The organism is Vibrio chemaguriensis (genome assembly GCF_012275705.1).
Taxonomy (GTDB): domain Bacteria; phylum Pseudomonadota; class Gammaproteobacteria; order Enterobacterales; family Vibrionaceae; genus Vibrio; species Vibrio diabolicus.
In genome coordinates this window covers 14,786-34,542 of sequence record NZ_SHOE01000029.1, presented here as the reverse complement: position 1 = coordinate 34,542, position 19,757 = coordinate 14,786, and the positions used below count along the sequence as shown (strand labels likewise).

Annotated in this window: 15 protein-coding genes; 10 read left to right on the top strand and 5 right to left on the bottom strand. The window is 45.9% G+C overall.

Annotation, left to right across the window (positions count from 1 at the left end; all coding sequences use genetic code 11):
- Positions 1–181 precede the first annotated feature (181 nt).
- On the top strand, positions 182–1,147 hold the full coding sequence (locus EX191_RS20015; protein WP_119184670.1) for a TDT family transporter: 966 nt from the start codon (positions 182–184) through the stop codon (positions 1,145–1,147).
- Positions 1,148–1,193: 46 nt separating this feature from the next.
- On the opposite strand, the gene EX191_RS20010 is transcribed toward EX191_RS20015, so the two are convergent.
- Entirely contained in the window at positions 1,194–2,432 is a 1,239-nt protein-coding gene (locus tag EX191_RS20010) for an NRAMP family divalent metal transporter (RefSeq protein WP_006741126.1), read from the bottom strand.
- A gap of 275 nt (positions 2,433–2,707) precedes the next feature.
- Positions 2,708–3,361, bottom strand: a complete 654-nt coding sequence (gene folE / locus EX191_RS20005) for a GTP cyclohydrolase I FolE (protein ID WP_006741127.1) — start codon at positions 3,359–3,361, stop codon at positions 2,708–2,710.
- Between the two features lie 287 nt (positions 3,362–3,648).
- Between folE and moeA the strand changes: the two genes are divergently transcribed.
- The 7 genes from moeA to EX191_RS19970 all read left to right on the top strand — a co-directional run bounded on the left by moeA (position 3,649) and on the right by EX191_RS19970 (position 12,020).
- A complete protein-coding gene (gene moeA / locus EX191_RS20000; protein ID WP_193448348.1) occupies positions 3,649–4,884 on the top strand; it encodes a molybdopterin molybdotransferase MoeA in 1,236 nt (411 codons plus the stop codon).
- A 9-nt stretch (positions 4,885–4,893) separates the two neighbouring features.
- Positions 4,894–5,643: a molybdopterin-synthase adenylyltransferase MoeB gene (gene moeB / locus EX191_RS19995; protein ID WP_047008138.1), complete on the top strand. Its 750-nt coding sequence runs from the start codon at positions 4,894–4,896 to the stop codon at positions 5,641–5,643.
- Positions 5,644–5,828: 185 nt separating this feature from the next.
- Positions 5,829–7,940 (top strand): LruC domain-containing protein, encoded by a 2,112-nt coding sequence (locus tag EX191_RS19990; protein ID WP_193448347.1) that lies wholly within the window; start codon positions 5,829–5,831, stop codon positions 7,938–7,940.
- Positions 7,941–7,950: 10 nt separating this feature from the next.
- A complete protein-coding gene (locus EX191_RS19985; protein WP_193448346.1) occupies positions 7,951–8,400 on the top strand; it encodes a hypothetical protein in 450 nt (149 codons plus the stop codon).
- 140 nt (positions 8,401–8,540) lie between these two features.
- Positions 8,541–8,837 carry a hypothetical protein gene (locus tag EX191_RS19980; protein ID WP_005396101.1) on the top strand — a complete coding sequence of 99 codons (297 nt, stop codon included), beginning with the start codon at positions 8,541–8,543 and terminating at the stop codon, positions 8,835–8,837.
- Between the two features lie 39 nt (positions 8,838–8,876).
- Positions 8,877–9,707 (top strand): sulfurtransferase, encoded by an 831-nt coding sequence (locus EX191_RS19975; RefSeq protein ID WP_193448345.1) that lies wholly within the window; start codon positions 8,877–8,879, stop codon positions 9,705–9,707.
- Positions 9,708–9,728: 21 nt separating this feature from the next.
- Entirely contained in the window at positions 9,729–12,020 is a 2,292-nt protein-coding gene (locus EX191_RS19970; RefSeq protein WP_046875898.1) for a bifunctional diguanylate cyclase/phosphodiesterase, read from the top strand.
- Positions 12,021–12,045: 25 nt separating this feature from the next.
- Here the strand turns inward: EX191_RS19970 and EX191_RS19965 are convergent, their stop codons facing one another.
- Together EX191_RS19965 and EX191_RS19960 are read right to left on the bottom strand one after the other, a co-directional pair.
- The gene (locus tag EX191_RS19965) at positions 12,046–13,338 is read right to left on the bottom strand and encodes a glycoside hydrolase family 18 protein (protein WP_193448344.1); all 1,293 of its coding nucleotides are present in this window, start codon (positions 13,336–13,338) and stop codon (positions 12,046–12,048) included.
- 131 nt (positions 13,339–13,469) lie between these two features.
- Complete coding sequence (locus EX191_RS19960) at positions 13,470–14,471, bottom strand: sugar-binding transcriptional regulator (protein ID WP_005396112.1); 1,002 nt, start codon at positions 14,469–14,471, stop codon at positions 13,470–13,472.
- Positions 14,472–14,937: 466 nt separating this feature from the next.
- Here EX191_RS19960 and tal point away from each other — a divergent pair, with 466 nt between their 5' ends.
- Both tal and tkt read left to right on the top strand, forming a co-directional pair.
- Positions 14,938–15,888 (top strand): transaldolase, encoded by a 951-nt coding sequence (tal, locus tag EX191_RS19955; RefSeq protein WP_005396118.1) that lies wholly within the window; start codon positions 14,938–14,940, stop codon positions 15,886–15,888.
- A gap of 123 nt (positions 15,889–16,011) precedes the next feature.
- The gene (tkt, locus tag EX191_RS19950; RefSeq protein WP_193448343.1) at positions 16,012–18,003 is read left to right on the top strand and encodes a transketolase; all 1,992 of its coding nucleotides are present in this window, start codon (positions 16,012–16,014) and stop codon (positions 18,001–18,003) included.
- A gap of 141 nt (positions 18,004–18,144) precedes the next feature.
- On the opposite strand, the gene EX191_RS19945 is transcribed toward tkt, so the two are convergent.
- A complete protein-coding gene (locus EX191_RS19945) occupies positions 18,145–19,698 on the bottom strand; it encodes a methyl-accepting chemotaxis protein (RefSeq protein WP_193448342.1) in 1,554 nt (517 codons plus the stop codon).
- Positions 19,699–19,757 lie beyond the last annotated feature (59 nt).

The following is a 19,757-nucleotide window of genomic DNA, read 5'->3' as shown; positions in this document are numbered from 1 at the left end:
TTTTACATCTTTTCCAAAATATTCGATACCAAACTCACAAAAACACCATTCTCTGATATTTCCTCACCACCTTTCATGAGTAAGCACTCTCTAAACTTGCTAGTATTCGCTACTCAAATAGAGCATTTCATCCAAATCATCACGTTTCGTTTCATTCAGGCAAAAATCAAATGGAGTAGATTTGAACTGGAGAAGACTTGTGCAGTTTTATAGCGTTCCGCCGTCTCAAGCCGCGTTAGCGCTAGGTATGATAGGTTTAGGACAAGCTTGGGCACTCTATGTCCCTGAAATTGGTGAACCAATACGCCCATTTTTAGCGTCACTCGGCGCGCTTTTACTCGCCCCTGTGCTGATAAAATATGCCACGAATCCACGATTATTTATGGTCGACATTCGTCACCCATTGAGCGGTAGCTTAATGGCACCCATGAGTATGGCGTTACTGATCCTTGCAGATTATCTTGCTTCTGTAGCGCCAATCATTGCTTATCCACTCTGGTTTATGGCACTTTTGCTGCATTTTACTATGATGGTACTGTTTTTTAGCTTTCAGCTAATGAACTTCAAAATGTCGAATATCGTACCTAGCTGGTTTCTATATCCAGTGGGACTGATCAGCAGCTCATTAGCAGGCTCCCAATTGGGTCACAACCTATTCTCTGAAACCTTAGCGATGATGTGCATTGGCATTTATTTCTTTATGTTACCGCTGGTACTCTATCGTTTGGTGTTTTTCGGATCTCTACCGAGACGAGCTAGGCCGACCCTCGCAATTATGGCCGCACCGGTAAACTTGTCATTGGCGGCATACTTGGTGAACTTTCCCCTTCCCGATCCGATACTGACGGGCGCATTAGCAGGGATTGCTATCACAATGACGTTATTGATCTACCTGTGTTACTTCCGCTTACTTCGATTGAAGTTTCAACCTTCTATCGCGGCGGTAACCTTTCCTTCCGTGATCAGTGCCATTGCGATGCACCGCTTAACCTCCTTTTTTGCCGAATCGCACCCACATTGGCACTGGCTACACGATTTTGGCTTTTTAGAGCTCAGCATTGCGACTGTGTTGGTGGTTTGGGTATCGGCAGGTTACATCAAAATGTATTGGCCAGAAATCGTTAAGTCGCCCTCTAAACAAGCTTAAAAAACGGCCTCATCTGAGGCCGCTGTTTATCTCTATCAATAAGACATCAACCCGCAAACTTCGCCATGAAGTTCCCAATGTTAGTCAAACTCGATGCCGCCATTACGATAACAATCGCTGCTCCAGTTAGCGTTAAGTACATTGGGTGTTGGTAGTCACCGACGATATCTTTGCGTTTTGTCGCAACCAATACAGTGCCCAAAACGATAGGAAGAATAATGCTGTTCACTAGGCCTGCTAGCATCAAAAGAAGAATTGGCATATCCATGGTTACCGTGCCTAACGAGGTTAGGATGATGAAACCAACACACCAAGCTTTCTCGTTTCGCGCCACAACTGGGAAAAGCGTCTTAATTAATGAGATAGCCATGTAAGAGTTGCCAACCACAGACGTGATGGAAGCTACAAACAGTACTAAGCCAAAGATGAAGTAGCCGAGTTGGCCCGCACCTTGACGGAAAGCATCCGCCGCAGGGTTAGCCGTATCCAGCGTTGCGCCTGTCGCGATAACGCCAAACACCGCCAAAAACAGTAGGATTCGAATAACCACCGCGATAGAAATACCAGCCCACGCTGTTGAGGTGATGGAAGGCACGTTCTCTTTGCCTTTCAAGCCGATGTCTACTAGGCGTTGTGCCCCCGTGTAGTAACCGCCAACTGCACCGCCAACGATAGTCAACGTAGGCAGAAGCAAACTACCAACATCCATAGGCATCACCGCTGCACTTAGTGTCTCTCCCATCGGAGGTAAGCTCGTCATAGCCACGTATGCGATCAGAACAATCATAAACAAGCCAAGGTAGCGGGCCATTTGGTCCATTCGTTTGGAAGCGTTATGAACCACAAACAACAAACAGCCAACGACACCAGTAAACAGTGCGCCCCATGTTGTGTCCACGCCCGTTAGCACATTGATGCCTAACGCTGCGCCACTCACGTTGCCAAAGTTAAACGCCACTGCACCAAGCGCAAGGAGAATACCAACACCATAACCCATGCCGGGTGCCACTTTGTTCGCAATATCTTGGATTCGCATGCCAGAAACGCCGACAATACGCCACAAGTTCATCACGATACCAAACGTGATAAAAATAGAAGCCAAAACTGGAAATGCCATATCGACTTTGTAGATATTTGTGAAGACTGCGGTTTGAGTCAAAAAGCCGGGACCCACAGAGGTTGTCGCCATCAAAAAAGCGACACTGAGCATGGCTTTCTTTTGCCAACTGCTTTCTGTAACTGGAGCTGAAATAGAGGAGGTGCTGATAGTGCTTTGTGTAGTCATGCCGAGTCCCAAATTTGTTGTCTTTCTATTATTAGAAAATAGAAAGACAACTGACCGAGATCAGCTGAACTTAGAGAAATATCTCTTTTTAAAACAAACGATTACAAGTTGTAACCGTTCATTGGGCGCATATATTAAGAGCAACGAATGTGACTGTCAATACACAATTGCATAATTACTATTTATTGCGACTCACTTGACTATGATTTGGATATAAAAGATATAAAAAAGGATGGCAACTCGCCATCCTCTCTCAATTTTATTTGTCGATTTGATTAACGCAGGCCATGCAGAAATTCAGCACGGGTCGCTGGGTTGCTCTTAAAAATACCACCTAACGCTGTAGTCGTGGTTTCACTGGTGGCATCCATCACACCGCGTGATTTCACACAGTAATGCGTCGCGTCGATAGTCACCGCTACATCGTCAGACTCAAGCAATGTTTGCAAAGCAACAAGGATTTGCTGGGTCATACGCTCTTGGACTTGAGGGCGTTGCGCAAAGAAACGAACAATACGGTTGATCTTAGACAGGCCAATGATCTTACCGCGAGGAATATAAGCAACAGCGGCTTTACCGTCGATTGTCACAAGGTGGTGTTCGCACGTACTGGTCACAGTAATGTCTTTCACGCGAACCATTTCGCTCACGTTCATCTTGTTTTCGATAACTGTGATCTTGGGGAAGTTGGAGTAATCCAAGCCAGAGAAAATCTCGTCCACGTACATTTTTGCAATGCGGTGTGGCGTTTCCTCTAAGCTATCATCCGTAAGGTCGAGCTGAAGCAGACCAAGAATCTCACGCATGTGGTATTCAATCTTTTCCTTCTTCTCTTCACGGCTAACGGCATTAGGGCGCATTGGTGTTTCTAACCCGCGTTGCTCTAGCGCTTCTTTCACTAACTTTGCTGACTCGCTAAGACCTGACATTTCACTTCCTCTTTTGTAACTACCACTCTCGGTGTGAAATACAATTGCCGTGTTTTCATCCCGTAGCGTTAAAGTCGCTCAGTCCGATGTTTATAACGCCAAGGCACATAACAAGAATACACTGAGCTATTTTCTCATGCTCCGTAGGAACTTTACCCCTTTCGGATGGGTGACAAGGATACTCGGATTTTTGAATAATTACACCCATATTTTATAGGTGGACATTCTTACTCGGTCCCCTTTTATGGTAGAGTTGCCACAAAACAAAAGAACATAGGATTATCTCAATGGGCTGCTGCGACGCACCTGGCTTGATGCCAATTGAAGAAGCGATGGATAAGATGCTATCGCGAATCAAACCTATCCAAACGACACTTTCTCTTCCTCTTGCTGACGCTCTGGGTTTTGTGCTGGCTGAAGATATTTTATCGCCAATTCACGTACCCCCTTTCGACAATTCAGCAATGGACGGTTATGCCATTCGTATTCAAGACCTAGAAGTGTCTACAGTGTTGCCTCTGGCAGGTAAATCCTTCGCAGGTCAGCCTTTTGAGGGTGAATGGCCGGCAGGCACTTGTGTTCGAATCATGACTGGCGCGAAAATTCCGGAAGGCTGTGATGCCATTATCATGCAAGAAAATACGGAAGTGACCGACGCTGGTATTCAGTTCAACCAAACGGATGTGAAGCCGCAAAATAACATCCGCCCTACGGGTGACGACATCAAGCAAGGGGATATTGTATTGGCAAAAGGCGCGCGCCTGACACCGCGCGATATTCCAATGATTGCCTCTCTTGGTGTCAGCCATGTCACCGTCGTGCGTAAGCCAAAGGTGGCATTTTTCTCCACAGGTGATGAACTTAAACCATTGGGTGAGCCACTCAAGGCGGGTCAAATCTACGACAGTAATCGTTACGGTATTAAGCCGTTAATCGAAAACTTTGGCTGTGAAGCGATTGATCTTGGCATTATCCCTGACTGCCCAGAAACACTAAAAGCAACATTCGAAAAAGCACAAACCCTCGCGGATGTAGTTGTAACGTCTGGCGGCGTCAGCGTTGGTGAAGCAGATTACACCAAAGACATTCTTGAAGAACTTGGCGAAATCGGTTTCTGGAAACTGGCAATCAAGCCGGGTAAACCTTTCGCATTTGGCAAGTTAAGTACTGCTTGGTTCTGTGGGCTACCAGGTAACCCTGTATCTGCGGTGCTAACAATGTACGTACTTGTTCAACCAATGTTGGCTAAATTGGCAGGCCATACTGAATGGAAAGCGCCTGAGTCTATCCCTGCGACGACTAAAACCGCATTTAAGAAAGCGCCGGGACGTACAGACTACCAACGCGGTATCTATACTCTAGAAAACGGTAAATTTGTCGTTGAAACCACTGGCAACCAAAGTTCAGGAGCCTTTCGCTCAATGAGTTTGGCAAACTGCTTTGTTGTATTGGAACGTGAACGTGGCCGTGTGGAAGTTGGCGAAACGGTTCAAATCCAACTGTTTAACTCAACGTTATACTAGGAACGTACCGTGGATATTCTTTCCGATCAGGAGATGCTGCGCTATAACCGCCAGATCATTCTTCGCCAGTTCGATTTCGAAGGGCAAGAAGCTCTCAAACAAAGCTCAGTGCTTATTTTGGGTGCTGGCGGTTTAGGTTGCGCTTCTAGCCAATACCTTGCCACGGCTGGTGTTGGCAATATTACTTTTATCGATGACGATATTGTTGAGCTCTCCAATTTACAACGCCAAGTATTGCACCACGACGCCGATATTGGCCGTAAAAAGGTTGACTCCGCGGCGGATGCATTGCGGGAACTTAATCCTCATATCGAAGTAAACACCGTAGCTAAACGCCTTGACGACACTCAGCTTCAAGCTTTGATTGAACAACACACTGTGGTGGTCGATGCTTCAGATAACGTCGACACTCGCAATCAACTCAACCGACTCTGCTTTGCAACAAAAACACCGCTTATTTCTGGTGCAGCCATTCGTATGGAAGGCCAAGTGAGTGTGTTTACGTACGACGACCCAACTCAACCGTGCTATCAGTGTTTGAGCGCGCTATTCGGCAGCAGTGCATTAAGTTGCGTTGAAGCTGGCGTAATGGCGCCTGTTGTGGGTATTGTTGGCGCTGTACAAGCGATGGAAACCATCAAGGTGATTGCAAATTACGGCCAACCCAAAAAAGGGAAGATCCTCATTCTCGATGCGTTTAGCATGTCCTGGCGGGAAATGAATTTGATGAAAATGCCGACCTGCCCTGTTTGTGGCTAAGTAATGCTGTCAGCTTATCAATGAAGATTCTCAAAAAGCTCAACGTAACGTTGAGCTTTTTCTTATTCTGAGATTCATATTTCAAACCAAATAACTTACCGATATAAAATTCATTATAAACAGTAAGTTAAAAACTGGCACATTCCTTTCATTGCATATCATACAAACCAATGAGAGGGCGAATCATGAAAAGGACATCACTATTACTTGGATCTCTGTTTGCAAGCGCATACGTAAGCGCAGCGCCATTCGACACTTGTCCGAGCAAAGCATATTTATTCCAATCGACCCCAGTGCAAGTTTACGGCGTTAATCTGGTTACCGGATCAACCAAGTTACTGACCGACGATGTGGGCTTAGCATCTGGTATTAACGGCGTCGGTTTCAACTTCACTGATCGATACATCTATGGTTACGATACAACCAACTTGAAAATCGTACGTTTAGGCCAGGACTTTCAAGCAGAAACTCTCAACGTACAAGGGCTTCCTAGCCATACGTTTTTTGTCGGTGACGTGTACAACCACGTATACTACTTGTATCGCAAAGGTAAAGGGCTGTTTTCCATTGATCTGTCGCCGTTAGATACGGACCCAAATGCTACCTTAACCCTGAATAAAATCACATCAAATGCAAGTGTGAGTTTAACCGATTTTGCGTTCCACCCTGGCGACGGTGCGCTCTATGGTATCGATAATGGGTCTGGCGTATTGTATAAATTCGATACAAAAACAGGCCAAGCAACCGCGATCGGCAATACAGGGGAAACGGGTACCTTTGGTGCAGGCTACTTTGATGTAAACGGAAACTACTACGTATCGCGTAACCAGGACGGCAAAATTTATCGCGTCGACTTATCAGAAAATAATGCCGCCAATATCGCTGCGGGCATTGTTCCTGCTGTAGAGTTTGTGTCTAACGGTCCAAGTTCCAGCCAAAATGACGGTGCCCGATGCGCGAACGCTCCTGTTATTGACGAAGACGAGCCAATTGACTTTGGTGACGCACCTGACACTTACGCTACCTTGCTCTCTTCTAACGGACCACGCCACGCTGTTGATGGTGTAACTTGGCTTGGCACAATTGCGCCAGATGGTGATGCCGATGGACAAGTGGCTCCGTCTGGAGATAACAAAGTTGGTACAGCAGATGAAGATGGCGTCGGCTTTGTTACCGCACTCGACCCAGGGTTAAGTTCACTAGTGAGCGTAACTGCATCAACATCCGGCTACTTGTCAGCTTGGTTTGACTGGAACCGAGATGGTGACTTTGCTGACGAAGGTGAGCAAGTATTCACCGATGAGTTACTCTCTGCAGGCAGCAATACGCTTCCATTTGTCGTCTCTGAACTGGCAACCGCAGGTCCTAGCTGGAGCCGATTCCGCTTTAGCCAACAAACTGGTCTGAACTTTGATGGCGGATCAACATCAGGTGAAGTAGAAGATTACCCAATCACAATCACTGAAAACGGCGTATCCGTACAGCACTTCCCAAGTGCCGATTCCTACGCAACGGTCGCGTATGAAGACAACTGGCCTTACACCGCTGACTACGACATGAATGACGTAGTCATTAAGTTCCGTATGACTGAAACACGTATGGACGGCACGGTGGAAAATATCCAAATTAGCGGAGATCTGGCCGCCTATGGGGCTGGCTATAAAAATGGCTTTGCTATTCGTCTACCTGGCGTTTCGAAAGCGAGCATTGAAAACGGCTTAACAAAGCTAACGTTTAATGGCAAAGAACAACCGACCAACGGTCTAGAAGCGATATCAGAAGAAGCCATCTTCATTATCAGTGACGACCTCAGTCAGTATGCGCAAAGTCAATGTGCGTATTTTCGAACCCAAACGGGTTGCAATGATAACGTCGCGTTGTCTTTCACACTGACCATCTACTTTAAGGAAGGAGCCGACCGCTCAGCGCTACAGGCCATGCCTTATGACCCATTTATCTTTGCCACACCCAATACATATCACGGCGATGGCATCACCTTTCAACCAGGTAGAAAATGGGAAGTACATTTGCCAGACCAAGCACCAACTGAGCAGTTTGATGACGCAAACCTATATGGCGTGGGCGTAGACGCAAGTGACCCGGCTCGAGGCGTGTACTTCAAAACAGCGAACAACCTCCCTTGGGCATTGCTTATCGTCGAAGAGTGGAATTGGCCGTTAGAGAAAGTTGACTTAGTTGACGCTTACCCAGAGTTTGCCACCTACGCCGAGTCTGGTGGGCGAGAAGGAGCAAACTGGCATACCCAACCTAAAGCAAACAAACGTTACATTCCATAGGAGAAACATCATGAAAAACTTAATCACAATCATCATGGGATTAGCGTTAACAGCCTGCGGCGGTGGCGGCGGTGGAGACAAAAGCAACGATAACGCTACTCCACCTCCAGCTCAAACTACCGTTATTGTTGAAGAGCCAAGCATGAAAAATTTAGACGTACCAGATGGGTTCGATTATGACCCAAGGTTAGAAAGCTCACTTGCGGTAGATATTAGTGGTTACTCTTTACAGCGCGCACATCTGAGCATTTATAAGGAGTACCGTGAAGATGCGTCTGGAACCTACCAAGCGAAATATTCGAGCAATGTTGCTTCTGCTGCGCTGACGAGTGGGAAAGCTAACTTAGACTTCTCCACCTCGGATAGCCAAGGTAACCTGTTAATCGAAATTTGGTTCTACGATGGCTCAGAACCTCTGCAAAAAGTCGTCTCAACCGGAAATACGACATGGCGCATGTAAGATGCTCTATTGGTGAGCATTGATACTCGGGACTGGCGCAAGCCACAGGTTTTAAGACAAAATCGCATCGTTCTTTGAACATGCGATTTTTTTGTTGTAAAACAAAATGATTACTTGAAACAATAGCAATGGAGCGCAAATTGGATAATCCCAAAACCTATATGTTGGTCTTCAGCGGTTTCATTGCCCTACTTGTGCTCTTGTTGCTCATTAAGCAGACGGATGAGAACACGGTTTCAGCCACCGTCATTAGCAACACTTTAACTCAGTCCCTTGATGGTCAACGTCGGTACCTCACTATTAATTCACCTGAGATAGAGCAACAACGAGTGACGGTTCCAGTGTCCGCATCTTGTCCAGTGGGCTCTATTGCGTTGTTCCACCAAGCATCCCGCTCAAGTTTTGACTCATCCCTTTCATTCATTCGCTGTGAGTAAAGATACTGTGCGGACTTCCCAAATCAGAAGGATTTAACCATGCAAGCATTGATCGATGCCAAAGAACTTCATGCTTTATTAGACCAACCAAATGTAAAACTTCTAGACGCGAGTATTCGTTTTCAAATTCCTTCCGAAGGGAAAAAGATCACCAATAAGTGGATTCCAGGCTCATTGCGTTTCGACTACGACAATGACTTTTGTCTGCCAGATACCAATCTCCCTCATATGATGCCAACAGAAGAAGGGTTTAATCACAGCGCTCAGAAACTTGGCCTGAACAACGAAGACCTTATTGTTGTTTATGACAACTCAGGAACACTCGCCTCTCCGCGCGCATGGTGGATGTTTAAGGCAATGGGACACAATAATGTCAAAGTGCTTAATGGTGGCCTCCCGGCTTGGATTGAGGCTGGACTGCCTGTCACGGATGCATTGTCAGAGGCTAAGCAGCTTGGAAACTTTACCGGGAAATTAAATAAACATGCTTTTTTGGACGCAAATGCAATATTAGAGTACTCAAACAATTGCAGTGCAAACATTGTTGACGCTCGCTCACGTGCACGTTTTTTAGGCGAGGTACCAGAGCCAAGGGAGGGACTGCGTTCTGGTCATATTCCTAATTCTGTTTGCCTCCCTTTCCAAACATTGTTGAGTAATGGCTTTATAAAGGCAGACTCGGAATTGAAACAAGCATTTAGTGCACTAACGTTATATAATGATAAATCAATCATTTTCAGTTGTGGCTCAGGTGTAACGGCCTGTATTTTGCTGCTAGCAGCATACCAGTTAGGTTGGCGTGATTTATCGGTCTATGACGGGTCATGGACAGAATGGGGCGCAGACCACTCATTACCCATTACTCGCTAATCTAGGAGCTATCGAAGCGGCATGGTCAGGTTAAAGAAGAACATTTGGACACTATACATGGCGCTACTTACGATAAGCGCCGTGCTGTTCGTGTTGTTTGGCCGCTACCATTATGAGTCAACCCTGAATAAGTACAAAGATAAGCAGCTCCTACAATTGGAGCTGTTTGCCTCTTCTGTCGAATCACTTCTGAAAGGACAAGAATCGTTACTTGAAGTCATTGGTCATCAGTTGGTCGAGAGAAATGACTTTACTCGTACAGCAGCAGTTCAAACTCGCCCGATGCTGGACAAACTGCTCAGTATCCATCCGGCGATTATTGGATTCGGCCTAACCAACCCCGATGGAGACTACATCGCCGTAAGCTCCAATTTGATCTTGGCAAAGCTGCATAATCTAAAACAAGATCCACTGACTCGTGATACCTTTTTGGCAGCGCTCAACTCCGACCGAATGATTATAGGTCGAACGTATTTTATGCCAGCTCAAGATTCACTTGTGATTCCGATCCGAAAAGCAATTCCAAATAAAGATGGTGTTGTACAAGCAGTGATGACGGCTGGCTTTAATATGAATTCATCTTCGGTTTTTCGTAACGACATCCATGCTAATGAGCACAACCGGGTCACATTGATCCGCAGTGATGGCTACCTTACTTTTAGCTCGTCAGAAGACACAACTCTAGAAGATTACCTAAAACCTGCCAATGATTTAGATATAAAAGCCGTTATGGCTCAAATCACAAAAGATTCAGGCTGGGATATGGCGCAACTAAAAGAGCTCACACGAGCGCTCAATATTGTTGTCGACAATTCTCGCCTGAGTGAGTTAATCACATTGAGATATCTTCCTGATTATCATCTTTGGGCCTCTTCCTCGACAGATTTGAATTTTATTAAGCGCGGATTTTACGAACAGTTTGCACTGTACTCGATTGTTTTTCTTATCGTCCAAGGTGCTTTTTACGCTTTATTCCGCTCCATTGCGAACAATGAACATAAAACAAAACTGCGTTTGCTCTATCAAGCGAACCACGATCATCTCACTGGATTACCAAACCGAGAGTACCTACGCGCAAACATTCGACATTGGCTTTCAGGGAAAGGGAATCCTTTTTCTTTGATGTTTATCGATATTGATAATTTCAAATCAGTCAACGACACACATGGTCATGACTTTGGCGACGAAGTTCTAAAACAAATATCTATCCGCTTAAACACCTTTGTTAACGATGGCCGATTAATCATCCGTGAAGCCAGTGACGAGTTTATTTTTCTAACAAATCGAATTGATGAAGTAAGCGTTAAAAGACTAGCGAGCGACTTAATAAAGGCGCTATCAGAACCCTACGAAGTCAATGACAGTCAGTTCCTGCTCAGTTGCAGTATTGGTATTGCCTGCTATCCACACCATGGTGAAACATTAGATGAACTGCTCCTGTCAGCCGATATTGCGATGTATCAAGCGAAAAAACAACGCAACGTATACAGCCTGTTCAATCAGCAGATGCAAGCTACACACCTGCGTAAAATGAAAATTGAGCAACGCCTGAGGCTCGCGATAGATAAGCAAGCGCTTCATATGGTTTATCAACCTCAGTTAAACCTAGAAGGCGATATTTATGGTGTCGAAGCGCTTATTCGTTGGAGTGATGATGAGCTCGGCTTAGTCCCACCAAGTGAATTTATTCCCGTCGCAGAAAGCACTGGGTTGATGGTTCGTATTGGTGAACAAATCATTGAAAATAGCCTGACAGATATGGCTAAACTGACTGGTAATATTGATACATCTATCCAGATGTCTATTAACATCTCGGTCAAACAGTTTGTTCACGCCAAATTCATTACTAATCTTATGAATGCTATTGAGAAACGCGGCATCGAATGTTCAAAGATTACCCTAGAGATCACCGAAAACCTGTTTATTGAAGATCTTGAAAAGTTCGCACCAATTTGCGAGCGCTTGCATGCTCTTGGCTTTAAAATCTCGCTCGATGATTTCGGGACTGGCTACTCTTCGTTAAGCATGTTGCGTACGCTACCTATTGACGAGGTGAAGATTGACAAGAGCTTTGTCGATCACATTGAGCATGACAAAAAAGCGCTGAATATGGTTAAGAATATCATTTCTATCGGCAAAAACTTTGAAATGAAAGTACTAGCTGAAGGAGTAGAGACGCTGCAGCAACTGAATGAGTTAAAAGCTTGCGGTTGTGATTTGATTCAGGGCTACTTCTACTCTAAACCTTTATCGCTTGAAGACTTGATCGCTTTTACGAAGCAGAACCAAAGCAAAGAAACCGTAGTTGAATAACTACGATCGCTTTGCTTAGAAGGTTTTATTTATTCATTTCTTGGTACATCACCTCCACCAACTCGCCTTTCGGGTCGCCTGATAATTCCCAGGTAAAAATGCCACCTAAGTTCGCCTGTTTAGCCCAATTTGCTTTGGCTTTGATCGAGCGTTGATCTTCGTAAGAGATAAAGACTTTCTTTACAGGATGCCACAAGTAAGGCGCTTGAGATTGCTCATCATACTTGTACTCGTAGCCCTGCTCCGCTCCATAGTTCTTCACCAAATCCCAAAACATGAAATAGCCGTTCTCACCCGTACCAAACTGCGCTCCTTGCTCGGATACAAGATCTTGCGTTGGTAAGCCACCCGAGAAGTCTTTGGTGCCTTGCCAGCCACGCCCGTAAAACGCAGCGCCAATCACCAGTTTCTCACTTGGAATACCGAGCTCGATCATCTGGTTGATGAACACGTCTGCGCCCATGCCCCACCAGCTTCGCTCAGTCGCATGCAAGTTGGTAGTATGCCCGGTTTGCTGCCCCCAACCACCAAGGAAGTCATACGTCATTGCAAACATGTTAGTTAGGTACGGCTCCGCGGCTTTCCAATCGATACCTGCTGCTTTTGGACCAACGCCTACAGCAGTAGAGAGCTCGTATTCACGTTTGGTTTGATTCGTGAGTTCATCTAACTCTGCACGCATGGTTTTCACCAAATAGGTAAAGGCCTCACGCTCAGATGCTTTTTGTTCATCAGAAAGCTTGGTGTCAGGGTTCCAAGGCGACGTTGTTAAACCGCCACCACCTGGGTATTCCCAATCCAGATCAATACCATCAAAGAAATCATATTGAGCAATCAACTTAACGGCAGTTTTTGAGAATTGATCCATCGCTTGTTTGCTTTTCGCCATAGCATGGAACGGTTCGGACATTGTCCAACCACCAAAAGAAGGGAGCATTTTAAGATCAGGATGTTGTTTCTTCATTTCAGCAAGTTGAGCGAAGTGGCCTTTGTATGGCACGTTAACGGAGACATCGCCAAAGTCCTTTTCTAATGCTGCTTCGGTATCGACAATGATCGCCGTATACGGATCTTTTCCTTCACATTGTTCGGCAACCAGTTTTTGTACCGTTTCAGAAGCACCGGTATGAGGGCCGCACATACTAAGAAACGCGTAAATCACGTGCGTCAGTTTATCGGCGGGAATATCGTTCACCGTGTATGGGTTTTCTGCATTTGCGTACTGCCAATCCGCAAAGTAACCCGCTACGACTTTTCGCTCGGCGTGCGCCGCACCAGTTAGCCCCATAATCAGTGCAGCAAGAAGTGTCTTTTTCATTGTGTTCTCCAGAGTAGATGTACAAATTTAAAGCTACTCCTAGAGAATATTTTTAACTTGAAAACGAAATCAGGCTGCGAGTCATTTATAACTCCTCGCAGCCTGATTACATAAATTGCATATTATTTGTGCTAACTCTCAGATGCCGCGTTGCCGTGCATTTGCTCATCTAAGTTGAGCACCGTTAATGCGTTGCTGACGCTTGTGGCGATCACGTCTATCGCTCCGGTTCTTAATGCTCCAAGTAAGGCGAGCGGCTTACTGTTCTCCGCTGCAATCGCGATGACTTCCGATATTGGGCGAAACTCTTCAATACCAAGGCCAATCACTCGGTCACTCATTACGGTGTTGGCAACATTACCGTGAATATCAAAGAAATCATAACCTGCAAAGTCCCCGACCACGCCTTGTTGAAGTCTCGACTGAACGACCTCATCTGGCGTAAACCAACCTAAGTCCACCATGTAACTGTTTTCGCTCATGTCACCAATACCGACCAAAGCGACATCGGCTTTACGTGCTAAATCGAGCGTTTGTTTCACGGTTGCATTTTGCATGAAAGCCAACTTCTGTTCTCTGTTCTCTGCATAAGCCGGCGCATAGAGAGTTTCGGACGTTCCACCGTACTTTTTCGCTAACTGACGACAAATGTGATCGGCGTTATACATACCACCACGTGGGTGAATACCGCCGATACCACATACAAATTTACAGTCACGCGGCGTAATAACACCAATATGGTGAGCGACAGAAGATACGTTACGCCCTTGTCCAACGGTCACCACCATGCCGTTTTTAAGCGTGCTGGTGAGATAATTGGACACCAATCCCGACACCTGTAGTCGTTGTGCCTCTTCATTTGGCTGATCAAGAGCAACAAGCGCGCGCTTAACGCCGAATCGCTCGATCAAACGTTGTTCAATCTTGGCGCTAAACACCGGGTGGTATTTAACGGTAATTTCAACGATGCCTTCATCACGCGCCTGCTTGAGCATTCGCCCGACCTTTGCGCGTGATATGGCAAATTTTCTCGATATCTCTTCCTGAGTCGCACCGTCTTGATAATACGCGACGGAAATCTCTGTCAACAAATCCGTGTTTTCAATGGAAATATCTTGATTAGAACTGCTCATGGTTTCTCTCGCCCTTTAAGAGGATCGATATTGTATGCAATAAGTGAGCATATGCTCATTGACTTAGCATATGTTCTTTATCAATTTAAACGCTACATTTGCTCATCGCAATAACATTTTCTCACTACAATTTTTTACCCTAGCGTACAACGCTCAACCTTTGAACAATAAGGGCAAACGTTTATTTGGGTTAACCACTAAACACACAGTAAAAAAACGTTGATGAAGTTCACTATAAGTCGATTTCAGCGATTGACTTTCAGCATAGATAGGATAAATATGGACACATCATTTACTCAGCTATCGATCAAATGTTCATGGCATTTGTTCGGTAACGAAATTTTCCGTAGTTGGCTGAGCAGATGTCTCATTAAATACGATGAGACGATTAGCTAACTCGCTTGCAAATGCACAAGCTGTGGCAACAAAAACCACGCTTAAGCCCATTTAAATAGGATGATCGATTATGAGCAACAAGTTAGAGCAACTTCGTAAACTAACGACTGTAGTAGCAGACACTGGCGAAATTGATGCAATCAAAAAGTATCAACCAGAAGACGCAACAACTAACCCTTCTCTTATCCTGAAAGCCGCTCAAATCGCAGAGTACGCACCTCTAATCGATGCTTCAATCGAATATGCTAAAGCACAGAGCAACGACAAAGCTCAACAAGTTCAAGACACTTGTGACATGCTTGCAGTAAACATCGGTAAAGAAATCCTAAAAACTATTCCAGGTCGTATCTCTACAGAAGTTGACGCGCGCTTATCTTACGATATGGAAGGCAGCGTAGCGAAAGCACGTCAACTAGTAAAAATGTACAACGATGCTGGCATCACTAACGACCGCATCCTTATCAAACTAGCGTCTACTTGGGAAGGTATCCGCGCAGCAGAAATCCTAGAGAAAGAAGGCATCAACTGTAACCTAACGCTTCTATTCTCATTCGCTCAAGCGCGTGCTTGTGCAGAAGCTGGCGTATTCCTAATCTCTCCATTCGTTGGCCGTATTATGGACTGGTACAAAGCGAAAGAAGGCCGTGACTTCGAAGCTTCAGAAGATCCAGGCGTACTGTCTGTAACTAAGATCTACAACTACTACAAAGAGTACGGCTACAAAACTGTCGTAATGGGCGCAAGCTTCCGTAACATCGGTGAGATCCTAGAACTAGCTGGCTGTGACCGTCTAACTATCGCTCCTGCTCTACTTGCAGAATTAGAAGCTGCAGAAGGTGAAGTGGTTGAGAAGCTAGTTGATTCTAAAGGCGCAGCTGAGCGTCCTGCACCAATGACTCATTCTGAGTTCCTATGGGAACACAACCAAGACCCAATGGCGGTTGAGAAACTGGCTGAAGGCATCCGCAACTTCGCCGTTGACCAAGGTAAACTAGAAGCGATGATCGAAGCTAAGCTTTAATTGCTTACCAAAAGCGAGTAGCCCGTCTACTCGCTTTTACCATCAGCGCTTATTCAAGATTTTCTATTTGAACTTGTTTCGACGAGTTCCCTCTATTCAAACCCTTATCGAGAAGTAATCACTATGGATCGTAAATATCTAGCAAATGCAATTCGTGCGCTAAGCATGGATGGTGTTCAACAAGCTAACTCTGGTCACCCAGGTGCACCTATGGGCATGGCTGATATCGCTGAAGTTCTTTGGCGCTCTCACCTAAACCACAACCCATCAAACCCTGAGTGGGCAGACCGCGACCGTTTCGTACTGTCTAACGGCCACGGCTCAATGCTAATTTACTCTCTACTGCACTTGAGCGGTTACGAGCTATCTATCGATGATCTGAAAAACTTCCGTCAGCTTCACTCTAAGACTCCTGGTCACCCAGAGTACGGCTACGCGCCTGGTATCGAGACCACAACGGGTCCTCTAGGTCAAGGCATCACTAACGCGGTTGGTATGGCTCTAGCTGAGAAAGCGCTAGCAGCACAGTTCAACAAAGAAGGCCACGACATCGTTGACCACTTCACTTACGTGTTCATGGGCGACGGCTGTCTAATGGAAGGTATCTCGCACGAGGCATGTTCTCTAGCTGGTACACTAGGTCTAGGCAAACTGATCGCATTCTGGGATGACAACGGCATCTCTATCGATGGTCACGTTGAAGGTTGGTTCTCTGACGACACGCCTAAGCGTTTTGAAGCGTACGGCTGGCATGTAATCCCGGCAGTAGATGGTCACGATTCTGAAGCGATCAACGCAGCAATCGAAGCGGCGAAAGCGGATCCTCGCCCTACACTGATCTGTACTAAGACAATCATCGGTTTTGGTTCACCAAACAAATCTGGTTCACACGATTGTCACGGTGCGCCACTAGGTGCAGAAGAAATCGCAGCAACACGCAAAGAACTAGGTTGGGAGCACGGTCCTTTTGAAATTCCGCAAGAAGTCTACGCAGAATGGTCAGCGAAAGAAACAGGCGCAGCTAAGGAAGCAGCGTGGAACGAGAAATTTGCAGCTTATGAAGCAGCGTACCCTGAGCTGGCAGCTGAATTTAAACGCCGCGTAAACGGTGAACTTCCTGCACAGTGGGAAGAGAAAGCAAGCCAAATCATTGCCGATCTTCAAGCAAACCCAGCAAACATTGCGTCACGTAAAGCATCTCAAAACGCTCTAGAGGCATTTGGTGCTCTACTACCTGAGTTCATGGGCGGCTCTGCTGACCTAGCGCCGTCTAACCTAACCATGTGGTCTGGTTCTAAGTCTCTAGAAGCAAGTGACTTCTCTGGTAACTACATCCACTACGGTGTACGTGAATTCGGTATGACGGCGATCATGAACGGTATTGCGCTACACGGTGGTTTCGTTCCTTACGGCGCGACATTCCTAATGTTCATGGAATATGCTCGTAACGCAATGCGTATGGCGGCTCTGATGAAGATTCAGAACATCCAAGTGTACACGCACGATTCTATCGGTCTTGGCGAAGATGGCCCAACTCACCAACCGGTTGAGCAAATGGCATCGCTACGTCTAACGCCAAACATGAGCACATGGCGTCCATGTGACCAAGTTGAATCAGCAGTGGCTTGGAAACTAGCGATTGAACGTAAAGATGCACCAACTGCGCTTATCTTCTCTCGTCAGAACCTAGCGCAACAAGAGCGTGATGCGGAGCAATTAGCAAACATCGCGAAAGGTGGTTACATCCTGAAAAATTGCGAAGGCAAGCCAGAGCTAATCCTTATCGCAACAGGTTCTGAAGTTGAACTAGCAGTAGAAGCAGCAGCACAGCTAACTGCTGAAGGTAAGAAAGTACGCGTTGTTTCAATGCCATCAACAGATGCATTTGACGAGCAAGACGCCGCTTACCGTGAAGCCGTTCTACCATCAGACGTAACAGCTCGTATCGCTATCGAAGCAGGTATTGCTGACTTCTGGTACAAGTACGTAGGCTTCGACGGTCGCATCATCGGTATGACTTCATTCGGTGAATCTGCACCTGCTGGTGAACTGTTTAAAATGTTCGGTTTCACTACTGAAAACGTAGTAAATACAGCAAAAGAACTACTAGCGTAATTTCAGTAAAAAGATAATCAGTTTTCTCTATTGCGAATGTGAAAACTGAAAAGCCCCGCCAGCAATGGCGGGGCTTTCTTTTATCTTGCCCCTATTTGTGTAAACACAGCCAGAAAGTGAACACAACGACTTTCGTTACGGCTATTTGTCTTCAAATCGAAGCGCGAGCTGATAGAAATCTTGTACTTGCTCTTTCAACTGACGGCTGTTTTGCTCTACGGAGTGCGTTGCTGCCAAGTTTTGCTCTGCCGTAGAAGCAATAGAGTGAATATGCTGATTTACATCGCTGGATAGCTTCAGCTGGTTATTCGCCGCTTCCGCCACATCGACCATCAACCCACTCATGCTTTGCATCATCTGTTCAACCTCAGACAAACGAAGCGCGCTTTGTTCGGCACATGTATCCGTTTGCTCTTTGTTTGCCAGAATGTCTTTTTGCCAACTTTGTATCGTCGCCAACATAGCAGAGATAGACGCTTGGATTTGTTCAGTTGCATTGGATGTGCGACCAGAGAGCGCGCGCACCTCATCGGCAACAACAGCAAAACCACGACCTTGCTCACCCGCCCTCGCCGCTTCAATTGCCGCGTTAAGTGCCAGTAAATTGGTTTGTTCTGCGATCCCACCAATCTCTTCCATCAAATGATTCACTTTCTGCGCCTGATCACTCAGTTGATACGTCGTTTCCGTCGCTTTTTCAGCTTGAAGGCTCAACTGCGTTAGATTGGTGTGCGTTTGATCGATGGTTTCCTTCGCCATCAAGCATGACTTCAAGGTGTCATCAATTAGCATATGGGCATCATTGGTGCTAGAAGAGACTGAATTCGCCGAAGACTCCACCTCTTGAGTCGCATCACGTACGCGATGAATATCGGTGTTTTGCTGATTTAATGCAGCCGAAACTTCTGCTGTGGTTTGGCTCAATTCTTCAGCACAATGCTGCAACGGCAGTGCGGAGTCAGTCATTCTTCCCAACACGGTTCGAATTCTTGCGGACAGCATTTTGATATGGAAATCAGCAATCGAAAATGCCGTGTTGCCGGAATAGATCAAGCGACTCACGCTGTCGTATTGCTTTTGTAACTTTTTCAGTTGTTGAGGCGTATCAATTAATTCTTGGCGGAATAACAACGCTAGAACACTCGCAGGTAGTGCACTTGCAAGCCAAGCCAATGGACCTTCAATAGACAATGCATATGCGGCGGCCGGTGCGGTCAATGCGCCAAGTAGAATCGCATAGCGAATGGTTTCATTGAGTTTCAACGACCAAGTGCGACCTGATTTCTCGGCGGCGCGCATACTCTTGTAGGCTTTCGTGGCTATATCAACCCACTCTCGCTTTGGCTTCACGCGCACAGATTGATAACCAACAACGTGGTTATTTTCATAAATAGGGGTGACATAGGCATCAACCCAATAGTAACCACCCGACTTAGTGGCATTCTTAACCATGCCGCGCCAGGCTTTGCCTTGCTTAAGACGTGCCCACATATCGCCGAAAGCGGCTTTAGGCATGTCATTGTGGCGAACGATATTATGGTTCTGACCGACGAGTTCTTCGTGAGTGTACTCAGCAACACGGCAAAAGGCTTCGTTACAATACGTAATAACACCTTGTAGGTTCGTTGTTGAGACGAGTTCCTCAGACTCCCTCACGAGAGTTTCTTGAGCTTTATGAGAAATATTGACTGACATAGACGAAACCTCTGTAATTTTTATTGATTTTCGGCAAGATATATACAGGATTTTTATTT